The sequence below is a fragment of the Streptomyces sp. NBC_00076 genome (genome assembly GCF_045041235.1).
In the GTDB taxonomy this organism is placed as follows: domain Bacteria; phylum Actinomycetota; class Actinomycetes; order Streptomycetales; family Streptomycetaceae; genus Streptomyces.
In genome coordinates this window covers 1,749,907-1,768,440 of record NZ_CP108242.1, presented here as the reverse complement: position 1 = coordinate 1,768,440, position 18,534 = coordinate 1,749,907, and the positions used below count along the sequence as shown (strand labels likewise).

Sequence of the window (18,534 nt, the reverse complement as noted above, 5' to 3'; positions counted from 1 at the left end):
GCCACACGGAGCAGAGGCGTGCGGTGCGGGCCCGAACGGGTGCTTCGGGGACCGTCGGTGCGGGACGATGGCGGGCGGACGCGGCCCGTCGCGGGGTCATCCGCGCAGGTGATGGATCACACGTACCCCACCTGCCGTTGACACCGCGTGCCAGGGCTTCTAGCGTCACGTCTGCTGAAGGTACTAAGCGGTCGCTCACTTGATGGGCGTCCTTCTCGAGGGCGAGGAGAACCAGCAATGTCCACCACTGAGCAGCGGGTCGCTGTGGTCACCGGCGGAGCGCGCGGCATCGGTGCCGCCACCGCCGTACGCCTGGCCGCCGAGGGTCGCGCGGTAGCCGTGATCGACCTCGACGAGGCGGCCTGCAAGGACACCGTCGAGAAGATCACCGCGGCGGGCGGCAAGGCGATCGCGGTCGGCGCGGACGTCTCCGACGAGGCTCAGGTCGAGGCGGCCGTCGCGCGCGTCGTCGCGGAGCTCGGCGCCCCGACGATTCTGGTCAACAACGCGGGCGTACTCCGCGACAACCTGCTGTTCAAGATGAGCGCCACGGACTGGGACACCGTCCTGAACGTGCACCTGCGCGGCTCCTTCCTGATGACCAAGGCCGTCCAGAAGCACATGGTGGACGCCGGTTTCGGCCGTGTCGTCAACCTCTCCTCGTCCTCCGCGCTCGGCAACCGCGGTCAGGCGAACTACTCCGCGGCCAAGGCCGGTCTGCAGGGCTTCACCAAGACCCTGGCCATCGAGCTCGGCAAGTTCGGCATCACCGCCAACGCCGTGGCGCCCGGGTTCATCGCCACGGACATGACCGCCGCGACCGCCGCCCGGGTCGGCATGGGCTTCGAGGAGTTCAAGGCCGCGGCCGCCACCCAGATCCCGGTGGCCCGTGTCGGTGAGCCCGACGACATCGCCAACGCCATCGCCTTCTTCACGAACGAGGCCGCCGGCTTCGTCTCCGGCCAGGTGCTGTACGTGGCCGGCGGGCCGCTCGACTAGGGGCTCGGGAACATGACTTCGGTGGAACTCTCCGGCAAGGTCGCGCTCGTCACGGGCGCCAGCCGCGGCATCGGGTACGGAGTCGCGGAGGCGCTCGTCGCGCGCGGCGACCGCGTCTGCATCACCGGGCGGAACGAGGACGCCCTCAAGGAGGCCGTCGAGCAACTCGGCGCCGACCGGGTCATCGGCGTCGCGGGCAAGGCACACGACATGGCCCACCAGGCCGCCGTCGTCGAGCGCACGATGGAGGCCTTCGGCCGCGTCGACTTCCTGGTCAACAACGCCGGTACGAACCCGGTGTTCGGGCCGATCGCCGACCTCGACCTGGACATCGCCCGCAAGGTGTTCGAGACCAACGTGATCTCGGCTCTCGGCTTCGCGCAGAAGACCTGGCACGCCTGGCAGAAGGACAACGGCGGCGCGATCGTCAACATCGCCTCCGTCGCGGGTGTCTCCGCCTCGCCCTTCATCGGTGCCTACGGCATCAGCAAGGCCGCGATGATCAACCTGACCCTCCAGCTGGCGCACGAGTACGCGCCCAAGGTGCGGGTCAACGCGATCGCCCCGGCCGTCGTGAAGACCCAGTTCGCGAAGGCGCTGTACGAGGGCCGGGAAACGGAGGCCGCCGCGGCCTACCCCCTGGGCCGCCTCGGGATGCCCTCCGACATTGGCGGCACCGCCGCGTTCCTCACCTCGGACCAGTCCGACTGGATCACCGGCCAGACCCTCGTCGTCGACGGCGGCATCTTCCTGAACGCCGGCGTGGGCTGACGTTCGTCACATTGACACGGGCGCTCGTCGATGCAGCGGCGCCCGTGTCGACGGACAAGAGCTTCACAGGACGATGACAACGTCGTCATCCAGATGTCGATCAACGAGAGGTTTGACGAGGAGGTTCCGCGGGCGGAACGCTGCGGTATGGTCTGCCGACCCTTGGTACGGCAGATCGAGGAGCGTGCGCGTGTTCATCCGGAACCGAGGCCTGCGGCAGGTGGCCGCCATCGCGTCCATATCGTCCCTGGCCACCGGCTGCGGTGTGCTGTCGTCCGACTCCTCTGCCGACGACGGGCCGATCGTGGTGGGCACCACCAGCGCACCGAGCACGCTCGACCCCGCCGCTTCCTGGGACGGTTCCTGGGAGCTCTTCCGCAACGTCTACCAGACGCTGCTGGCCTACCCGAACGGCGCGACCACGCCCCGGCCGGACGCCGCCGAGAGCTGCGCGTTCACCGACAGAACCAACCAGACGTACCGCTGCGAGCTGCGCGCTGACATGCAGTTCTCCGACGGGCACTCGCTGGACGCCCGGGCGGTGAAGTACTCGATCGACCGGATCAAGTCCATCAAGGCACCCAGCGGCCCCGCCGGACTTCTGGGCAGCCTGGACCGGGTGCAGGCGCTGGGGGAGCGCGAGGTCGTCTTCCACCTCAACAAGCCCGACGCCACGTTTCCGTTCGTGCTCGCCACCCCGGCCATGTCGATCGTCGACCCCGAGGACTACCCGGCGAAATCCCTCCGCAAGGACGGTGAGGTGTCCGGATCCGGACCGTACACCCTCAAGTCGTACGAGGAGGGCAAGAAGGCCGAGCTCGTCGGCAACAAGAGCTACAAGGGCTTCGCGGAGAGCAAGAACGACGCGGTGACGATCCGCTACTTCCAGGACTCGCCGTCCATGGTCAAGGCGCTGCGGGACCACCAGATCGACGTCACCTACCGCGGTCTCGCCGCCGACGACATCGTCTCCCTCGAGAGCGACAAGGACGGGAACCTCCAGCTGGTCGAGGGCTCCGGCACCGACATCAGCTACCTGGTGTTCAACCCGAAGGACCCGTGGGCGAACAAGCGCGCCGTGCGCAGGGCCGTGGCCCAAGTCGTCGACCGGGCGGCGATCGCGCACAAGGTCTACAAGGACACCGTGGACCCGCTGTACTCGATGGTCCCGAAGGGGCTCACCGGCCACACCACCGGCTTCTTCGACGACTTCGGCAACCCCAGCACCTCCAAGGCCCGCCAGATCCTCTCCGAGGCGGGCATCACCGAACGCGTCCCGCTCACCCTCTGGTACACGACCGACCGCTACGGCTCCGAGACCGCCCAGCAGTTCCAGGAGCTCAAGCGGCAGCTGGACGGCTCGGGCCTCTTCACCATCACGTTGAAGAGCCGCCCCTGGAAGACCTACGTCGAGGGCTACCAGAAGGGCGAGTATCCGGTGTTCGGGCGCGGCTGGTTCCCCGACTTCCCGGACGCGGACAACTTCATCGCCCCGTTCGTGGGGAAGGAGAACGCGCTCGGCACTCCCTACCCCGCATCCAAGATCACCGGTGTGCTGCTGCCCCGCTCGCGCGGTGAGAGCAACCGGGCCGACGGCGAGAAGGACTTCGAGGAGGCCCAGCAGATCCTCGTCGACGACGCGCGGCTGCTGCCGCTGTGGCAGGGCCGGCAGTACGTGGCGGCGAGCGAGGACATCTCGGGTGCGGAGCGGGCGCTGGACCCGTCGACGATCATGACCGTGTGGCAGCTGTACCGGAAGACCAGCTGGTAGGGGCGGTTTCGTAGTCCCCGGCGGCGATTGTCAGTGCCCGCCTGTAGGTTCTGTGGCCTGGACGTGACCGCACGTCGTAGTGACCGCACACCGTAAGGACGTTGACGTGACCGACACCGCCATGCTGCCCGAGTCCTGGCGCGGGGTTCTGGGCGGCGAGCTGCAGCAGCCCTACTTCAAGGAGCTGACGGAGTTCGTCGAGGAGGAGCGGGCGCAGGGTCCCGTGTACCCGCCGCGCGAAGAGGTCTTCGCCGCGCTGGACGCGACGCCGTACGAGCGGGTGAAGGTCCTGATCCTCGGCCAGGACCCCTACCACGGCGAGGGCCAGGGGCATGGCCTGTGCTTCTCGGTGCGTCCCGGAGTGAAGACCCCGCCGTCCCTGCGCAACATCTACAAGGAGATGCAGGCGGAGCTGGGTCTGCCCGTTCCGGACAACGGATATCTGATGCCCTGGGCGCAGCAGGGCGTCCTGCTGCTCAACGCGGTGCTCACGGTCCGTGCCGGTGAGGCCAACTCGCACAAGGGCAAGGGCTGGGAGAAGTTCACGGACGCGGTGATCCGCGCGGTGGCCGACCGGCCCGACCCGGCGGTCTTCGTGCTGTGGGGCAACTACGCGCAGAAGAAGCTCCCGCTGATCGACGAGACACGGCACGTGGTGGTCAAGGGCGCGCACCCCTCCCCGCTGTCGGCGAAGAAGTTCTTCGGCTCCCAGCCGTTCACGCAGATCAACGAGGCGGTGGCCCAGCAGGGGCACGAGTCGATCGACTGGCGCGTCCCGAACCTGGGCTGACCGGTACCGGGGCGGTCGCTCATCTCCGGGGCCGGTCTGCTCCGGGCGGACCATCGAGGGGCGGACCACCGCCGGGCCGGTTCCGGCCGGGACCGGCCCGGTGCCGCCTGACCGGGATTGTCCGTGCCTGCGGTTAGCGTCGGGAGCGACAGCCGGCGAGTGGGCGGAGGACGCGGTGGCGGAGCGACAGGGACAGGCGGCCGCGGATGCCGTCATGACCCGTATCGGGCAGGTCGTCATCCTGCATCACGCGGGCGATCGCGAGGAGGCCCGGCACCGCTTCCTGGACCTGTGGGCGGAGATCGGGGAGGACGGCGACGCGCTGCACCGCTGCACCCTGGCGCACTACCTGGCCGACACCCAGGACGACCCGTTCGACGAACTCGCCTGGGACCTACGGGCGTTGACGGCCGCGGAGGAGTTGACGGACGACCGGTTCGCCGGCCACCAGGGGGCGCTCGCGGTGCGGGCGCTCTACCCCTCGCTGCACCTGAACCTGGCGGCGGACTACGTGAAACTCGGCCGCTCCGAGACAGCCCGCACCCATCTGCGCCGGGCCCGTGGAGCGTCCGAGGCACTGGTGGACGACAGCTACGGCGACGGGGTGCGGGCGGCGATCAGCCGACTGGAGCTGCGGCTGGGGGAGGGGGACCTGGGCGAAGGGGGAGCCTGGGGGCCGCCGCGTCGGCGGCCCTGAGCCAGTGCCCCGAGGCAACGTGCGGGCGGACGTTGCCAGCCGCGACGCCAGGTGCGGGCGGGTGCTCAACGCCCGTACGTCTGCCGGCAGATCGTCGACTCCGGACTCCCCGCCTGCCAGCCGCCGTACTTCTTGCCGAGAGCGCAGACGTCCTGCTGGTTCGGGGGGACCGGTGTGGGCACGTCGGGGATCTCGACGCGCGGTTGCCGGGGGTGTCCGGCGGCCGGGTGGCGGGGTTCGGGGCGGCGGGGTTCGGGGCGCGCCGGGCGGGCCGGTTGCGTGCGGGGCGGTTGCTGCCGGTGTGTCTTCGCCGGGGCGGACGGGGGCGCGGCAGGTTTCGGGCGGCGGGGCGGGCCGATCATTTCCAGGGCCTCACGGGCCGGCGCCTGCACGACCTGCGGCTCGTCCCGGCCGTCGCTCCGGGGCGCCGACGGCTGGGAGGGCGCCGCCGGGGGGCGGGACACGGGCGGACGCTGGACCGTCACACAACCCGCGAGGGCGGAGACAGCCACGGTGACCAGGAGCGTTGCGGTGGTGGTCGTTCGATGCACGCGCGCAACTCTGCTGGGTCCGACGGCCTTTGGACAGCGGACAAGCGGAGGATGCCCCGCACGGGTGATCTCCGGCCCCGTAAGGCGGGTTCGAGTCCGCAGCCGCTGACTTTCGCCGGGCGGACGCGCGGCGCTCCTGGGTCAGTCTCCCGTCGCGCCGTCGAGGCACTCGCGGACCAGGTCGGCGTGGCCGTTGTGGCGGGCGTACTCCTCGATCATGTGGGTGTAGATCCAGCGCAGGTTGAAGGGCTCGTCGGTGAACCTGCTCTTGCCCTGGGAGAGATCGTCCAGGGCGAAGCCGGCAGCGTTGCGCCGGGCGACCTCGATCTCGGCCTGCCAGGTGGCGTGGGCCTCTTCCCAGGTGTCCGCGTCGGTGAGATGGAACTCGCCGTCCGGGTCCTCGTCGGTGTAGTAGATCGGTCCGGGGTCCTCGCCGACCAGTACCTTGCGGAACCAACCCCGCTCGACCTCCGCCATGTGCCGCACCAGCCCCATCAGCGACAGCTCGGACGGCGCGACCGAAGCGGTCCGGAGCTGGGCGTCGGTCAGACCCTCGCACTTCCACGCCAGGGTCTGCCGGTGGTAGTCCAGCCAGCCCTCCAGCATGGTGCGTTCGTCGGCGTTCTGGGCGGGTTCACTGCGCGGTGTCGTCATGCACGCATCATCACCTGATTCGCCTGCTCCCACCACGCGTTTTCAGGGCGCCATGACGGGCGACCTGCCGCGTACGGCCGTCGCGTACGGCCGTCCGCGTCACCACGATCACGGCCCTGTCGCAGGCCGGACCCGCGCTCTTGTCGCGCGCCTTCGACAGCACCTCCGGTCGGCGACCCCCGCGGCCGCCGTATGCTGCCGTGGAGGCAGGCGCAGGCATGCGCACGCGCACGCGCAGGCAAGCAGTGAGGGAGTCCCCGTGAAGGTCGGCTGCATCGGGCTGGGCGACATCGCGCAGAAGGCCTACCTGCCGGTGCTCGGTGGGCAGCCCGGCGTCGAACTGCACCTGCAGACCCGTACACCCGCGACGCTCACCCGGGTCGCCGACGGTCTCCGCATCCCCGCGGCCCAGCGCCACACCGACCTGGACTCCCTGCTCGCACAGGACCTCGACGCCGCCTTCGTGCACGCGCCGACCACCGTGCACCCCGAGATCGTGACGCGGCTGCTGGCGGCGGGTGTGCCGACGTACGTCGACAAGCCGCTGGCGTACGAACTCGACGACTCCCAGCGGCTGGTGGCCCTCGCGGAGGAGCGGAACGTGGGCCTGGCCGTCGGGTTCAACCGGCGCCACGCCCCCGGATACGCACAGTGCGCCGATCATCCGCGCGAGCTGATCCTCATGCAGAAGAACCGGATCGGGCTCCCGGAGGAGCCGCGCGCGATGATCCTCGACGACTTCATCCACGTCGTGGACACACTCCGCTTCCTGGTGCCCGGCCCGGTCGACGACGTCACCGTCCGCGCCCGTGTCGAGGACGGGCTGCTGCACCACGTCGTGCTCCAGCTCTCCGGGGACGGCTTCACCGCGCTCGGGATCATGAACCGGCTCAGCGGCTCGGCCGAGGAGATCCTGGAGGTGTCCGGTCAGGACACCAAGCGTCAGGTGGTCAACCTCGCGGAGGTGATCGACCACAAGGGCCAGCCGACCGTGCGGCGGCGCGGGGACTGGGTGCCGGTGGCCCGGCAGCGCGGCATCGAGCAGGCGGTGCTCACCTTCCTCGACGCCGTCCGCGCTGGCAAGGTGCTCAGCGCCCGGGACGCGCTGGCGACTCATGAGCTGTGCGAGCGGGTGGTACGCGCGGTTCAGGAGCGAGGCGTTTGATCCGCAGCGTCCGCACCCCCTCGGTGACGGCCCACACGGCGAGCACCGACAGCGCCGCGTGCACCGGCCAGTCGCCGAGACGGACGTACGGTGTGACGCCCTTCGCCAGCGGCACGTCGTACACCTGGGCGGCGCTGCTGTCGGTCCCGAGCCACGAGCCGACCCGTCGGCCGCTCGGGTCGTAGACAGCGGACACGCCCGTCAGCGTCGCGTGCACCATGGGGCGGCCCGTCTCGGCGGCGCGCAGCGCGGCGAGCGAGGCGTGCTGCTCCGGGGCCCAGCTGCGCTGGAACGACGATGTCGACGACTGGCCGACCAGTACGTCGGCACCGTCCTCGGCGAGATGGCGGGTCATGTCGGGAAAGGCGGTCTCGAAGCACACCATCGGGCCGATCCGCAGCCCGTGCCCGACGTTCATCACCACCTGCCGGGAGCCCTTCCTGCGGTCCTCGCCGGCCGCCTTGCCGACGGAGGTCGCCCAGCCGAGCAGCGAGCGCGCCGGGATGTACTCGCCGAAGGGGACGAGCCGCATCTTGTCGTAGCGCTCGCCGGTGAGACCGTCCGCGCCGACGAGGACGGAACTCTTGTAGATGCCGGGCTTGTCGGAGCGCCGGGCGTCCACGTTGACCAGGATGTCGGCGCCGGTGTCACGGGAGAGGACCGCTATCCGCCGGGCGAGGTCGGGACGGTCGTCCAGGTCGAAACCGACGCTGCTCTCGCCCCACACGATCAGGTCGACGTCCTGCCCGACCAGCCGCCGGGTCAGCCGCTCCTCCAGGTCGAACCGGCGGTCGGCGCTCCCGGCACCGTCCACCACGCCCGCCTGGACGACCGCGATCCTGGACCGGCCGTCGGGCTCGGGGCGCGGCGACCAGACCCAGGCCGCCGAGGCCGCGGCGGCCGCCGCCACGAGCCCGGCCAGGGCGGGCAGCCGGGACTCGCGGATCACGACGAGCACGGCGACGGCCACATTGACGGCCACCACCAGCAAGCTGAGCAGCCACACCCCGCCCACCGAGGCCAGCCTGAGCGCGGGCGCCACGTCCCACTGACTGGCGCCGAGCACGCCCCACGGACCGCCCAGACCCTGCCAGGAGCGCACCAACTCGACCCCGAGCCACCCCGACGGCAGGACCAGGAGGGCGGCCGCGATCGCGCCCCGTGAGGGCGTTCCGGCCAGGAACCGGCGCACCAGCCAGCCCCAGGGAGCCCACAGCGCGCCCAGGAGCGCGGCGAGGACGACCGTGAACACGTTCAGGAAGGGGAACAGCCAGTGGTGCATCGCCAGCATGAAGCCGAAACCGCCGCACCAGCCGTCGTACGCCGCCCGCTTCCCGGTCGGCGCCGAGCGGACCAGCGCGATCCAGGGGACGAGGGCGACGTAGGCGCACCACCACAGCGACGGGGCGGGAAACGCGAGCACGGGCAGGGCACCCGCCAGCGCGGCGACGGTCGAGCGCCGCCACGGGGAGGCGAGCCATTGGCCGAACGAAGTCATACGGCGCCTTCTACCCTGCGTGGCTCAGTCGATCACAGGCGCCGGGGCCCGGTCGGGCAGGCGCCGCCACTTCTCCCGGACGATCACCTCGCGCAGTCGCCAGCCGTCGTCGGTGCGCAGCAGCCCGAAGTCGTACCGGCCGCCGCACACGAAGTCGGGAGCGCCAGGGCCGGCGCCGTCGCCCTCCTCCGCGAGGCGCATGGGATTGACGTAGTCGGCCCGCACATGGGCCGTGTCCCCAGTGTCCTGCTCCAGTACACCGAAGCGCAGCCGACGGTTGACGATCAGATGCTGGCGCATCGCGAACACCCGCATGCTCTCCTCGAGCCACGTGGCGACGTTCCCCGCGTCGCCCTCGATACCACCGGCCGAGCGGTAGTCCGCCCGCCCGTCGGACGTGAACAGATCTCGGTACGCCGGCCAGTCACCGTCGTCCACGGCCACGGCGTAGTCGGTGATCAGACCGTCGACAGCCAGTCTGTCCATCACGGCGGCAAGCTCCACACGCTGCGTCATCGGCTCAGTGTTGGGCATGGCGGGGGCGGCGCCAAGGGGGCGCGGGAGAAACCACCCGGCCGACCGCCGACCGCCGACCCGGCGCCGGTCACGACGGCGCCTGATCGTCGAGGACGTCGGCCGCCCACGCGGTCGCCTGAGGCATGAACACGTTCCCGGCCGCATGGGCCGCCATGCGGGCGTTCCGCGCCAGGGCCTCGGGCCCGTCCGGGAGATGGAAGTCCTCGCCCGCCCGGGCGGAAGCGTTCTGCGTGCTCGTGGCGGCCGCCAGCCGCCGGCGCACGTACCGGTCGAGCGCGTCGGGCACCTCGGCCGGCGTCGCACCCACGAGGACGTCGCCGAGCACGGCCGCGTCCATGATCGCCTGCGCCGCGCCCTGAGCCTGGAACGGCACCATCGCGTGGGCGCTGTCGCCCAGCAGGGTCACCCGCCCGGTGTTCCACCGCGGGAGCGGGGACCGCGTGTGGATGCCGTAGCGGAACACCTGTCCCGCGCGTTCGAGGAGGTCGCGCACCCGAGGGTCCCACCCGCCGAACTCGCGCAGCTGCTCTCCCGGTTCCGCCTGCGCGGTCCATGACTCCTCGGCCGCCCGCGTCTTGAAGACGGCCACGATGTTGAGCAGTTCCCCACCACGTGCCCAGTAGTGGACGACGTGCCGGTCCGGTCCGAGCCAGATCCCGGTGTCCGGCAGGTCCATGTCGGCCACCTCGGCGGCGGGGAGGAGCGCCCGGTAGGCGGCGGTTCGCGAGAAGACGGCCTCATCGGCACCGAAGAGCCACTGCCGGGCCGCGGACCGCACCCCGTCCGCTGCCACCACCAGGTCCGCCCGCAGGCGCTCGCCGCCGGCCGTCGTCACACAGGCGCACTCGTCGTCCTGGTCGATGCCGACGACATCGGTGTTCATACGTACCGACCCGGGCGGCACCGCGGCGGCCAGGGCCGTGTGCAGATCGGCCCGGTGGACCTGGAGGTAGGGTGCGCCGAACGTGTCCTCGACCGCACGCCCGAGCAGATAGCGGCAGATCTCGGCCCCGTCGGACCAGGTGCGGAAGCTCACGTGGTTGGGGCGGGCGGCCCGTGCGGCGACCGCGTCGAGCAGGTCCAGTCGGCGCAGTACGCGGTTCGCGTTGGGCGCGAGCTGGATCCCGGCACCGACCTCGGCGAACCGCGACGTCCGCTCGACCAGCGTGACCTCATGACCGGCGCGGCGCAGGCTCAGCGCCGCGGTCAGCCCCCCGATGCCCGCCCCCACGACGATCGCTCTCATGCGAGGACCTCATTTCGCCCGTTCGCGCACATTCGACACGCTCGCGGCGCTTGCGATGCTCGCGGTACTCGCGCGCCATGCGCGGTGCGCTGTCGGCGACCACCGGCTCAGGCAGGTTATCGGACCCAACTCCACTGCTGTACGGGGCATTTCGGCCCACGTCGGGTGCGGCGACCGCGACCGTCGCCCGGCCTGCCGGTTCCGTCCGGGCGCTGATCGTCGCTTCCTATACTGAGCGGAATGATCAGCATTCCGCTCAGCGCGCTCGAGGTGGCGATGGTCCAGACGGGCGCCCGAGCCGCAGACACGTTACGAGACACCGCCGAGTTCGCCAGACGCGTCGAAGACCTCGGCTACCGGCGACTCTGGTACGCCGAGCACCACCACTCTCCGGCCATCGGCGCCTTTCCGCCCGTCGTCCTGACCGCCCACGCGGCCGCGTTGACGTCGTCCATCCGTCTCGGGTCCGGGGGTGTTCTCGCTCCCAACCACGCCCCGATCATGCTGGCGGAGCAGTTCGGCACGCTTGCCGCACTGCACGAGGGCCGGATCGACCTGGGCATCGGCCGCGGCCCGGGTACCTTCGACGAGTCCACGGCGCGGGCCCTGCGGCGTGGGGCCGGACCGACGACGGACGACGAATACCGCGACGACGTGTCCGCGACACTGCGTCTCCTGGTGGACGAGGTCGCGCTGGGTCCGCTTCCCGAGCCGTGGATGCTGTCATCGAGCCCGGCCGGTGCCGCGCTCGCCGGTGAACTCGGACTGCCGCTCGCCTTCGCCCACCACATTCGTCCCGACAACACTCTCGCCTCCCTCGACCACTACCGCGAGCACTTCTCCCCCTCCCGCTGGTGTGCGCGTCCCCGAGTGCTGATCTGCGTGGAGACGTTGTGCGCCGAGACGCAGCAGGAGGCCGCCCGGCTCGCGGGCCCGATGGAGGTCGTCAAGGCCGGACTGCTCAAGGGCCGCGGCGACATCCCCTTCCCCACGCCCGACGAGGCGGCGGCGCACTCGTTCTCCGCGGACGACGTGCGGGCGCTGGCGGGTTTCCGCGCCCAACAGGCCTACGGCACGCCCGAGACCGTGGCGAAGCGACTGGCGGATCTGGTGGACGTGACGCGCGCGGACGAACTGATGCTGGTGACGCCCGTCTACGCGTTGGCCGACCGACTCAGGTCGTACGAACTGGTCCGACAGCAGATCGTGATGCCGGCGGCGTCGTAGCGATGCCCACTCCGTGGACGGCGATGGCCACCGAGTAAACCGACCAGGTGGACCGGCCAGGAGTGGACCGATCAACAGGACAGACAGCGCAGGAGGTTGTCATGGCACGACCCGTCACGGTGGTCACCGGCGGCAGCAGGGGGATCGGGGCCGCGACCTGTCTGCGGCTCGCGGCGGACGGGCATGACGTGGTGGTGGGGTACGTCCGGGACGCGGCCGCCGCCGAGGAGGTGGCGGCCGGAGTGCGGAACGCCGGGCGTCGGTGTGTCGCGGTGCGGGTGGACACCTCGGTCGAGGCGGAGGTCGCCGGGCTCTTCGAGGTGGCGGAGGAGCGGCTCGGGCCGGTGACAGGGCTGGTCAACAACGCGGGTGTGACCGGTGCGTTGGGGCGGCTCGCGGACGCGGAACCGGTGGATCTGCGTCGGGTCGTGGACGTCAACCTGCTGGGCACGCTGCTGTGTTCACGACGGGCGGCGCAGCTCATGACGGCGCGGGGGAGCGGCGTGATCGTGAACGTGTCGTCGGCCGCCGCCACCCTCGGAAGCCCGGGCGACTATGTCCACTACGCCGCGACCAAGGCCGCCGTCGATGCTCTGACGGTGGGACTGGCCAAGGAACTCGGGCCGGACGGGGTCCGGGTCAACGCCGTCGCGCCCGGAATGATCGACACGGAGATGCACGCGACGATGGGCGACCCGGACCGTGCGCGCCGCGCGGCCGGCACGATTCCGTTGCGGAGGCCGGGGCAGGCGGAGGAGATCGCGGCGGCCATCGCCTGGCTGATGTCTCCGGACGCGTCGTACGCGACGGGGGCGGTGTTGCGGGTGTCCGGCGGGCGGTGAGTGAGGGGGCGTCGACCGAACGGGCCCGGTCGTCGAACGGGCCCGACAGCAGGACGAGTTCGGCGGCGCGGCCCGACCTGCGCGTCGGTCTCAGGCCGCCTGGACGATCTCGCCGCGGATCGCGGCCGCCCACTCGACCACCAACAGCTCGTACTCCGCGCGCTCCTGGGGCGAGAGGGTGCCGCCCGCGCGCATCCAGAGGGCCCGGATCCGCTCGTTCAACTCGGCAGCAGATCGCACGGATCCAGGAGTCAGGGTATCGGGGGACATGCGCACAAGCCTAGGGGCAAGCACTGACGGTCCGCTACCGGATGGCTACCCATCACGTATGTGGTTGGTCACGCATTTCGTGTCACCGCTGCCGGAACACCCGGGCGGACGAGGAGAGTTGGCGGGCGTCAGCCCGAGGACTCGGCCGCGTGCGGGCTCAGGGAGCCCGTGGCGACCAGGGCGATGATGACGATGCCCAGGGCGATGCGGTACCAGACGAACGGCATGAAGCTCTTCGTGGAAATGAACTTCATGAACCATGCGATGACCGCGTAGCCGGTTCCGAAGGCGATCACCGTGGCGAAGATCGTCGGGCCCCAGGATATGTGGTCGCTCTCCATCGCGTCCTTGACCTCGAACAGGCCGGAGGCGAGCACCGCGGGGATGGCGAGGAGGAAGGAGTAACGGGCCGCGGCCTCGCGCGTGTAGCCCATGAACAGGCCGCCGCTGATGGTCGCCCCGGAGCGGGAGACGCCCGGGATGAGGGCGCAGGCCTGGCAGAGACCGTAGATCAAGCCGTCCTTGACGCCCAGGTTCTCGATGGACTTGCGCTGCTTGGGCGCCCGGTGCCGGCCGCCCTTCTCGTCGCGTGCCGCCAGCCGGTCGGCGATGCCGATGATCACGCCCACGACGATCAGCATCGTCGCGGTGATCCGCAGATCGCGGAACGGCCCCTCGATCTGGTCCTTCAGCGTCACCCCGAGCACACCGATCGGGATCGAGCCGACGATGACGAGCCAGCCCATCTGCGCGTCGTGGTTCCCGCGCAGCTCCTTGTTGGTGAGCGAACGTGTCCACGCGGAGATGATCCGCCCGATGTCCTTGCGGAAGTAGATCAGCACCGCGGCCTCGGTGCCGATCTGGGTGATCGCGGTGAAGGCCGCGCCGGGGTCCTTCCAGCCCGAGAAGGCCGCCGTCAGGCGCAGGTGCGCGCTGGAGGAGACGGGGAGGAACTCGGTCAGCCCCTGGACGAGTCCGAGGATGAGGGATTCAAACCAAGACATGAAGTTACGGAGTCCAAGCGCTGATCGTGGTGAGGAGCGACGTGCACACCGAGCCGCAGCATGCGGTGATCAGATGTGTCGAGGGGCAGCGTAGCGTCCTGAAGTGACAGTCCAGGCACAGGGGTTTGGAAGTGACGGCCCGCGCCACGGGCCCGTCACCGTCCGGCCCGGCGCCCGCGGGTGGGCCGACAGGTCCTCCTGGTGGACCGGTGACCCGGTTACCTGACCCCGCGCAGCTGGTGGCGCTTGCGCCAGGCTATCGCCGCGCCCACCAGCGCCGGCAGCGCGATGCAGGCCATCGCGATCAGGAAGGCCGGAGACGTCGGCGTCGAGGCGCGGGCGCCCGCGACGACGTACGCGGCGGTGTTCGGGATCGAACCGAGTCCCGTGGCGACCAGGAACGGGACGTAGCCCATGCGGGAGACGGCCGCGCAGTAGTTGGCGGCCCAGAACGGCACTCCGGGGAACAGCCGCGCCGCCAGCATCGAGCGGAAGCCGTGCCGGCTGAGCTGCCCGTCCGCGGCCTTCAGCCACCGCCCCCGCAGCAGCGGACGCAGCGCGTCCTGGCCGAGGATCCGGCCCAGGCCGAAGGCGATTCCGGCGCCGAGCACCGTGCCCGCGAGAGCCGAGCCGATCCCGAACTGGGAGCCGAAGAGCGCGCCCGCCGCCAGGTTCAGCAGGGGGCGGGGCACGAAGGCGACCGTGCACAGCCCGTACGCAACCGCGAAGACGAGTGCCGCCGCGGCTCCGCCCAGCTGTGGTGGCCAGCCGTCCGCCAGCAGCCGCTGCGGCTCGAACAGCAGCACCGTCGAGGCGGCGCCGGCGAGCAGCACGAGGAGCAGGGACAGTCGCGACCACGGAGACAACAGCACTCTCGAACAGCGCGCGGCGAAACCCACCGGCGCGGGGGCGGTGGTGACGAGCTCCTGGGCGAGGGCGAGCTCCGTGAGGGTGGCCCGGGGAGAGGCCGTGGCGGTGCCCCCAGAGCGGGTGGTGGCATCGAGCATCCTGCGACGGTAACCGACGGACATGTGTGATCGCCGTATGGATCCTGTCCGTTGTCCGGTCCGGCCCCGCGAAAAACCATTCGACGTGGGACAACGCGTCGGCAATGATCTGCGTCATGTTCCGGTACGCCTTCCTCCTCGCAGCATCCGCAGTCGCGGATGCGCCGAAGGCTGCCGCTCTCTTCTTCCCGGCCGCTGTCGACGGCGCTCGAAGCTGACCCTCTCCGGATCGTCCGGCGGACCCCGCAGGGGGAGGGTCGGCAAGTCCTCGGGGTCCCATCACCTACGCAGAGGCTTCGAGGTACCGCCATGTCCAAGACGGCTTACATCCGCACCAAACCGCATCTGAACATCGGCACGATGGGTCATGTCGACCACGGCAAGACCACCCTGACCGCTGCCATCACCAAGGTCCTGGCCGACCGTGGATCCGGCGGCAGTACCCGCTACGTGCCGTTCGACCGCATCGACCGGGCGCCGGAGGAGGCCGCGCGCGGCATCACCATCAACATCGCGCACGTCGAGTACGAGACCGACACCCGCCACTACGCACACGTGGACATGCCGGGCCACGCCGACTACGTCAAGAACATGGTCACCGGCGCCGCGCAGCTCGACGGGGCGATCCTCGTGGTCTCCGCGCTCGACGGGATCATGCCGCAGACCGCCGAACACGTGCTGCTGGCCCGGCAGGTGGGCGTGAACCACGTCGTCGTCGCCCTCAACAAGGCCGACGCGGGCGACGAGGAGCTCATCGACCTCGTCGAGCTGGAGGTGCGCGAGCTGCTCACCGCGCACGGCTACGGCGGCGACGCGGCGCCCGTCGTGCGGGTCTCGGGGCTCAGGGCCCTGGAGGGGGACCCGCGGTGGACGGCCTCGGTCGAGGCGCTGCTCGACGCGGTCGACACGTATGTGCCGATGCCCGAGCGGTACCTGGACGCGCCCTTCCTGATGCCGGTGGAGAACGTGCTCACCATCACCGGCCGGGGGACGGTCGTCACGGGCGCGGTCGAGCGGGGCAGAGTGCGCGTCGGGGACCGGGTCGAAGTGCTCGGGTCCGCCGTGGAGACGGTCGTCACGGGACTGGAGACCTTCGGCAGGCCGATGGAGGAGGCGGAGGCCGGGGACAACGTGGCGTTGCTGCTGCGGGGCGTTCCGCGGGACGCGGTGCGCCGGGGCCATGTGGTGGCGGTGCCCGGCAGTGTGGTGCCCCGGAGCCGTTTCTCGGCGCAGGTGTATGTGCTGTCGACGCGTGAGGGCGGTCGTTCGACGCCGGTCGCCACGGGGTACCGGCCGCAGTTCTACATTCGCACCGCGGATGTGGTCGGTTCCGTGGACCTGGGGGAGAGCGCGGTCGCCCGGCCAGGGGAGACGGTCACCATGACCGTCGAGCTGGGTCGTGAGGTGCCGCTGGAGACGGGGCTCGGATTCGCCATCCGCGAGGGCGGGCGGACCGTGGGGGCGGGGACCGTGACCGCCGTCGAGTGAGAGGGCGGCTTGTGCACGTGGGGGACCGCGGGACCGTTGTGGCTGGTCGCGCAGTCCCTCGCGCCTCTTCGGGGCGGGTCCGTGCGGGCGGGGCAGAAGAGTTCCACCGGCACAATGGATCTCGTGAACGAATCCGTCCCCGTCCTGCGTGCCGTCGATCAGGGCACCGCCAAGCTCATGCCTGACGTCGACCGGGAACGGGCCTGGCTGCTGACCGTCGACGGGGCGCCGCAGTCGTACGTCGACCTGGACGAGCCGGAGCACCTGGAGTTCGAGTACGCGCGGCGGCTCGGGCACGTCCTGGACACCGTCGCCGAAGCGGGGCGTCCGCTGGACGCGCTGCATCTCGGCGGGGGCGCGCTCACTCTGCCCCGGTATCTGGCCGCGACCCGGCCCGGCTCCCGGCAGGACGTCGTCGAGGCCGACGGCGCCCTGCTGGACCTGGTCGTGGAGCACCTGCCGCTGCCTCAGGGCGCGGGTGTCGCCGTGCACGCGGCGGACGCCCGCGTCTGGCTGGAGGCGGCCCCGGCGGACTCGGCCGACGTACTCGTCGCCGACGTCTTCGGCGGTTCGCGCGTGCCGGCGCACCTGACGACCGTTCCCTACGCCCGTGCGGCCGCACGGGTTCTGCGCGATGACGGCTTCTATCTGGCCAACCTCGCCGACGCGGCGCCCTTCGCCTTCCTGCGCTCACAACTCGCCACCTTCGCGACGGTGTTCGCGGAGCTGGTGCTGATCGCGGAGCCGGGCGTGCTGCGCGGGCGCCGCTTCGGCAACGCGGTGATCGTCGCCGCGCACCACCCCGTGGACACCGCAGCCCTGGCCCGGCTCACCGCCTCCGACGCCTTCCCGGCGCGGGTCGAACACGGGCCCGCGCTGCGGGACTTCATCGGCGCCGCGCGACCGGTCCGGGACGAGGACGCCGTACCGTCGCCCGAACCCCCCGACGGGGCGTTCGGAATCGGGTGACCCGGGCAGGCGTCCCGCGTCGTGCCGGGCGGCTCAGCCCGTCGGATCCCCGTGCAGCCGTACCGTGCTGAGGATCTTCATGATGGTCGCCTTGGGAACCTCTTCCTTGACGCCCTTGGCGCCGTAGAAGTTCCACGACACGAAGTCGCCGGCCGAGTTCTTGAAGCCGAAGGTGATCGCCTTGCCGTCGGTGATGCACTTGCCCTTCGCGGGTGTGTCGGTCGACGACGCCCAGGAGTAGCTGCCCTTGACGCCGGACGCGGTCGTGTAGGGCGTGGCCTTCTTCTCGACGGTGATGCTCTTCTTGTCCGGCTGGGTGTACCCGCCGTAGACCCACCAGGCAGGGGTGTTCAGCGCGACCTCGTCGGTGTTCTTGGCGCCGTTGGCACCCTTGGTGCCCGTCGCGGCCAGGGACATGGTGTCGGTCCGGCCGTCCTTGTCGTCGTCGGACTCGCACCATTTGGACTTGAGGATCGCGGGCGCCCCCATCGTGATGATCGGCTTGAGGTCGTCGGAGTTCTCCTCCTCGAAGGCGACCGCCGAGGTCGGGGACTGCACCTCCCAGTCCGCCGGCACGTCGAAGGCCGTGCCCCACTTGGGATTGACGACGATCTTCCAGCCCGCCACGGTCGCCTTCTCGGCGTCACCGCCGCGCGGGTCGTCCTCGGACGGGGAGGTGGACGCGCTCGGCTCCGTGGACTTGCTCGTCGACGGCTTGGCGTCCTTGCCGCCGTCCGCCTCGTCGTCCTTGTCCCCGCCCAGCACCAGGAAACCGGTCACGCCGGCCGCCACGACCACCGCGAGGGCCGCCACGATCGCGACCACCTTGGTCCGGTTTCCGCCACCGCCGGACGGCGGCTCGGGCGAGCCCACCGGTGCCGGAGCACCCCACTGCGGCTGCTGCGCATAGGGGTTGGGCTGCTGGAACCCGGGCTGCTGATACGGATTCGGCTGCTGGTACCCCGGCTGCTGGTACGGGTTGTTCTGCTGCTGCGGGTTCTGCTCGCCCCCGGGCGGCTGCTGTCCTGGCCACATGGGCAGCCACCCT

Annotated in this window: 19 protein-coding genes; 10 read left to right on the top strand and 9 right to left on the bottom strand. The window is 70.9% G+C overall.

Annotation, left to right across the window (positions count from 1 at the left end):
- Positions 1–237 precede the first annotated feature (237 nt).
- From fabG to OHA64_RS08130, 5 genes are all read left to right on the top strand, one after another.
- Positions 238–999 carry a 3-oxoacyl-ACP reductase FabG gene (fabG, locus tag OHA64_RS08150; protein WP_405610104.1) on the top strand — a complete coding sequence of 254 codons (762 nt, stop codon included), beginning with the start codon at positions 238–240 and terminating at the stop codon, positions 997–999.
- A gap of 12 nt (positions 1,000–1,011) precedes the next feature.
- Positions 1,012–1,770, top strand: a complete 759-nt coding sequence (locus OHA64_RS08145; protein WP_405610101.1) for an SDR family oxidoreductase — start codon at positions 1,012–1,014, stop codon at positions 1,768–1,770.
- A gap of 184 nt (positions 1,771–1,954) precedes the next feature.
- The gene (locus OHA64_RS08140) at positions 1,955–3,541 is read left to right on the top strand and encodes an ABC transporter substrate-binding protein (protein WP_405610098.1); all 1,587 of its coding nucleotides are present in this window, start codon (positions 1,955–1,957) and stop codon (positions 3,539–3,541) included.
- A gap of 106 nt (positions 3,542–3,647) precedes the next feature.
- Positions 3,648–4,331: a uracil-DNA glycosylase gene (gene ung / locus OHA64_RS08135; protein WP_405610095.1), complete on the top strand. Its 684-nt coding sequence runs from the start codon at positions 3,648–3,650 to the stop codon at positions 4,329–4,331.
- A 175-nt stretch (positions 4,332–4,506) separates the two neighbouring features.
- Positions 4,507–5,028 carry a hypothetical protein gene (locus OHA64_RS08130; protein WP_405610092.1) on the top strand — a complete coding sequence of 174 codons (522 nt, stop codon included), beginning with the start codon at positions 4,507–4,509 and terminating at the stop codon, positions 5,026–5,028.
- Positions 5,029–5,093: 65 nt separating this feature from the next.
- On the opposite strand, the gene OHA64_RS08125 is transcribed toward OHA64_RS08130, so the two are convergent.
- Together OHA64_RS08125 and OHA64_RS08120 are read right to left on the bottom strand one after the other, a co-directional pair.
- On the bottom strand, positions 5,094–5,579 hold the full coding sequence (locus tag OHA64_RS08125) for a hypothetical protein (RefSeq protein WP_405610089.1): 486 nt from the start codon (positions 5,577–5,579) through the stop codon (positions 5,094–5,096).
- Between the two features lie 141 nt (positions 5,580–5,720).
- Complete coding sequence (locus tag OHA64_RS08120) at positions 5,721–6,233, bottom strand: DinB family protein (RefSeq protein WP_405610086.1); 513 nt, start codon at positions 6,231–6,233, stop codon at positions 5,721–5,723.
- Between the two features lie 259 nt (positions 6,234–6,492).
- Here OHA64_RS08120 and OHA64_RS08115 point away from each other — a divergent pair, with 259 nt between their 5' ends.
- Positions 6,493–7,398, top strand: coding sequence for a Gfo/Idh/MocA family protein (locus OHA64_RS08115; RefSeq protein WP_405610083.1), 906 nt, complete (start codon positions 6,493–6,495; stop codon positions 7,396–7,398).
- Here OHA64_RS08115 and lnt read toward each other — a convergent pair.
- From lnt to OHA64_RS08100, 3 genes are all read right to left on the bottom strand, one after another.
- The gene (lnt, locus tag OHA64_RS08110) at positions 7,322–8,896 is read right to left on the bottom strand and encodes an apolipoprotein N-acyltransferase (RefSeq protein ID WP_405610080.1); all 1,575 of its coding nucleotides are present in this window, start codon (positions 8,894–8,896) and stop codon (positions 7,322–7,324) included. The genes OHA64_RS08115 and lnt overlap by 77 nt on opposite strands.
- Before the next feature lie 24 nt (positions 8,897–8,920).
- A complete protein-coding gene (locus OHA64_RS08105; RefSeq protein ID WP_405610077.1) occupies positions 8,921–9,412 on the bottom strand; it encodes a nuclear transport factor 2 family protein in 492 nt (163 codons plus the stop codon).
- A gap of 88 nt (positions 9,413–9,500) precedes the next feature.
- On the bottom strand, positions 9,501–10,679 hold the full coding sequence (locus tag OHA64_RS08100) for an FAD-dependent monooxygenase (RefSeq protein WP_405610074.1): 1,179 nt from the start codon (positions 10,677–10,679) through the stop codon (positions 9,501–9,503).
- 240 nt (positions 10,680–10,919) lie between these two features.
- Here OHA64_RS08100 and OHA64_RS08095 point away from each other — a divergent pair, with 240 nt between their 5' ends.
- Together OHA64_RS08095 and OHA64_RS08090 are read left to right on the top strand one after the other, a co-directional pair.
- Positions 10,920–11,906, top strand: a complete 987-nt coding sequence (locus OHA64_RS08095; RefSeq protein ID WP_405610071.1) for an LLM class flavin-dependent oxidoreductase — start codon at positions 10,920–10,922, stop codon at positions 11,904–11,906.
- A 101-nt stretch (positions 11,907–12,007) separates the two neighbouring features.
- Entirely contained in the window at positions 12,008–12,748 is a 741-nt protein-coding gene (locus OHA64_RS08090) for an SDR family oxidoreductase (protein ID WP_405610068.1), read from the top strand.
- Positions 12,749–12,838: 90 nt separating this feature from the next.
- On the opposite strand, the gene OHA64_RS08085 is transcribed toward OHA64_RS08090, so the two are convergent.
- The 3 genes from OHA64_RS08085 to OHA64_RS08075 form a co-directional block, all read right to left on the bottom strand.
- Positions 12,839–13,018 (bottom strand): hypothetical protein, encoded by a 180-nt coding sequence (locus OHA64_RS08085; protein ID WP_405610065.1) that lies wholly within the window; start codon positions 13,016–13,018, stop codon positions 12,839–12,841.
- Positions 13,019–13,146: 128 nt separating this feature from the next.
- The gene (locus OHA64_RS08080; RefSeq protein WP_405610062.1) at positions 13,147–14,022 is read right to left on the bottom strand and encodes an undecaprenyl-diphosphate phosphatase; all 876 of its coding nucleotides are present in this window, start codon (positions 14,020–14,022) and stop codon (positions 13,147–13,149) included.
- 218 nt (positions 14,023–14,240) lie between these two features.
- The gene (locus OHA64_RS08075) at positions 14,241–15,029 is read right to left on the bottom strand and encodes a TVP38/TMEM64 family protein (RefSeq protein ID WP_405610059.1); all 789 of its coding nucleotides are present in this window, start codon (positions 15,027–15,029) and stop codon (positions 14,241–14,243) included.
- Between the two features lie 309 nt (positions 15,030–15,338).
- Between OHA64_RS08075 and tuf the strand changes: the two genes are divergently transcribed.
- Together tuf and OHA64_RS08065 are read left to right on the top strand one after the other, a co-directional pair.
- On the top strand, positions 15,339–16,517 hold the full coding sequence (gene tuf / locus OHA64_RS08070; RefSeq protein WP_405610056.1) for an elongation factor Tu: 1,179 nt from the start codon (positions 15,339–15,341) through the stop codon (positions 16,515–16,517).
- 123 nt (positions 16,518–16,640) lie between these two features.
- A complete protein-coding gene (locus OHA64_RS08065; RefSeq protein ID WP_405610053.1) occupies positions 16,641–17,486 on the top strand; it encodes a spermidine synthase in 846 nt (281 codons plus the stop codon).
- Between the two features lie 33 nt (positions 17,487–17,519).
- Here OHA64_RS08065 and OHA64_RS08060 read toward each other — a convergent pair whose 3' ends face one another.
- Complete coding sequence (locus OHA64_RS08060) at positions 17,520–18,521, bottom strand: hypothetical protein (RefSeq protein WP_405610050.1); 1,002 nt, start codon at positions 18,519–18,521, stop codon at positions 17,520–17,522.
- Positions 18,522–18,534: the final 13 nt, after the last annotated feature.

Excerpts from the sequence above, each read along its gene's own strand:
- fabG (WP_405610104.1), top strand. The coding sequence starts at position 238 with ATGTCCACCACTGAGCAGCGGGTCGCTGTGGTCACCGGCGGAGCGCGC.
- OHA64_RS08145 (WP_405610101.1), top strand. The coding sequence starts at position 1,012 with ATGACTTCGGTGGAACTCTCCGGCAAGGTCGCGCTCGTCACGGGCGCC.
- OHA64_RS08120 (WP_405610086.1), bottom strand. The coding sequence starts at position 6,233 with ATGACGACACCGCGCAGTGAACCCGCCCAGAACGCCGACGAACGCACC.
- lnt (WP_405610080.1), bottom strand. The coding sequence starts at position 8,896 with ATGACTTCGTTCGGCCAATGGCTCGCCTCCCCGTGGCGGCGCTCGACC.
- OHA64_RS08105 (WP_405610077.1), bottom strand. The coding sequence starts at position 9,412 with ATGACGCAGCGTGTGGAGCTTGCCGCCGTGATGGACAGACTGGCTGTC.
- OHA64_RS08100 (WP_405610074.1), bottom strand. The coding sequence starts at position 10,679 with ATGAGAGCGATCGTCGTGGGGGCGGGCATCGGGGGGCTGACCGCGGCG.
- OHA64_RS08095 (WP_405610071.1), top strand. The coding sequence starts at position 10,920 with ATGATCAGCATTCCGCTCAGCGCGCTCGAGGTGGCGATGGTCCAGACG.
- OHA64_RS08090 (WP_405610068.1), top strand. The coding sequence starts at position 12,008 with ATGGCACGACCCGTCACGGTGGTCACCGGCGGCAGCAGGGGGATCGGG.
- OHA64_RS08085 (WP_405610065.1), bottom strand. The coding sequence starts at position 13,018 with ATGTCCCCCGATACCCTGACTCCTGGATCCGTGCGATCTGCTGCCGAG.
- OHA64_RS08080 (WP_405610062.1), bottom strand. The coding sequence starts at position 14,022 with ATGTCTTGGTTTGAATCCCTCATCCTCGGACTCGTCCAGGGGCTGACC.
- OHA64_RS08075 (WP_405610059.1), bottom strand. The coding sequence starts at position 15,029 with ATGCTCGATGCCACCACCCGCTCTGGGGGCACCGCCACGGCCTCTCCC.
- tuf (WP_405610056.1), top strand. The coding sequence starts at position 15,339 with ATGTCCAAGACGGCTTACATCCGCACCAAACCGCATCTGAACATCGGC.
- OHA64_RS08060 (WP_405610050.1), bottom strand. The coding sequence starts at position 18,521 with ATGTGGCCAGGACAGCAGCCGCCCGGGGGCGAGCAGAACCCGCAGCAG.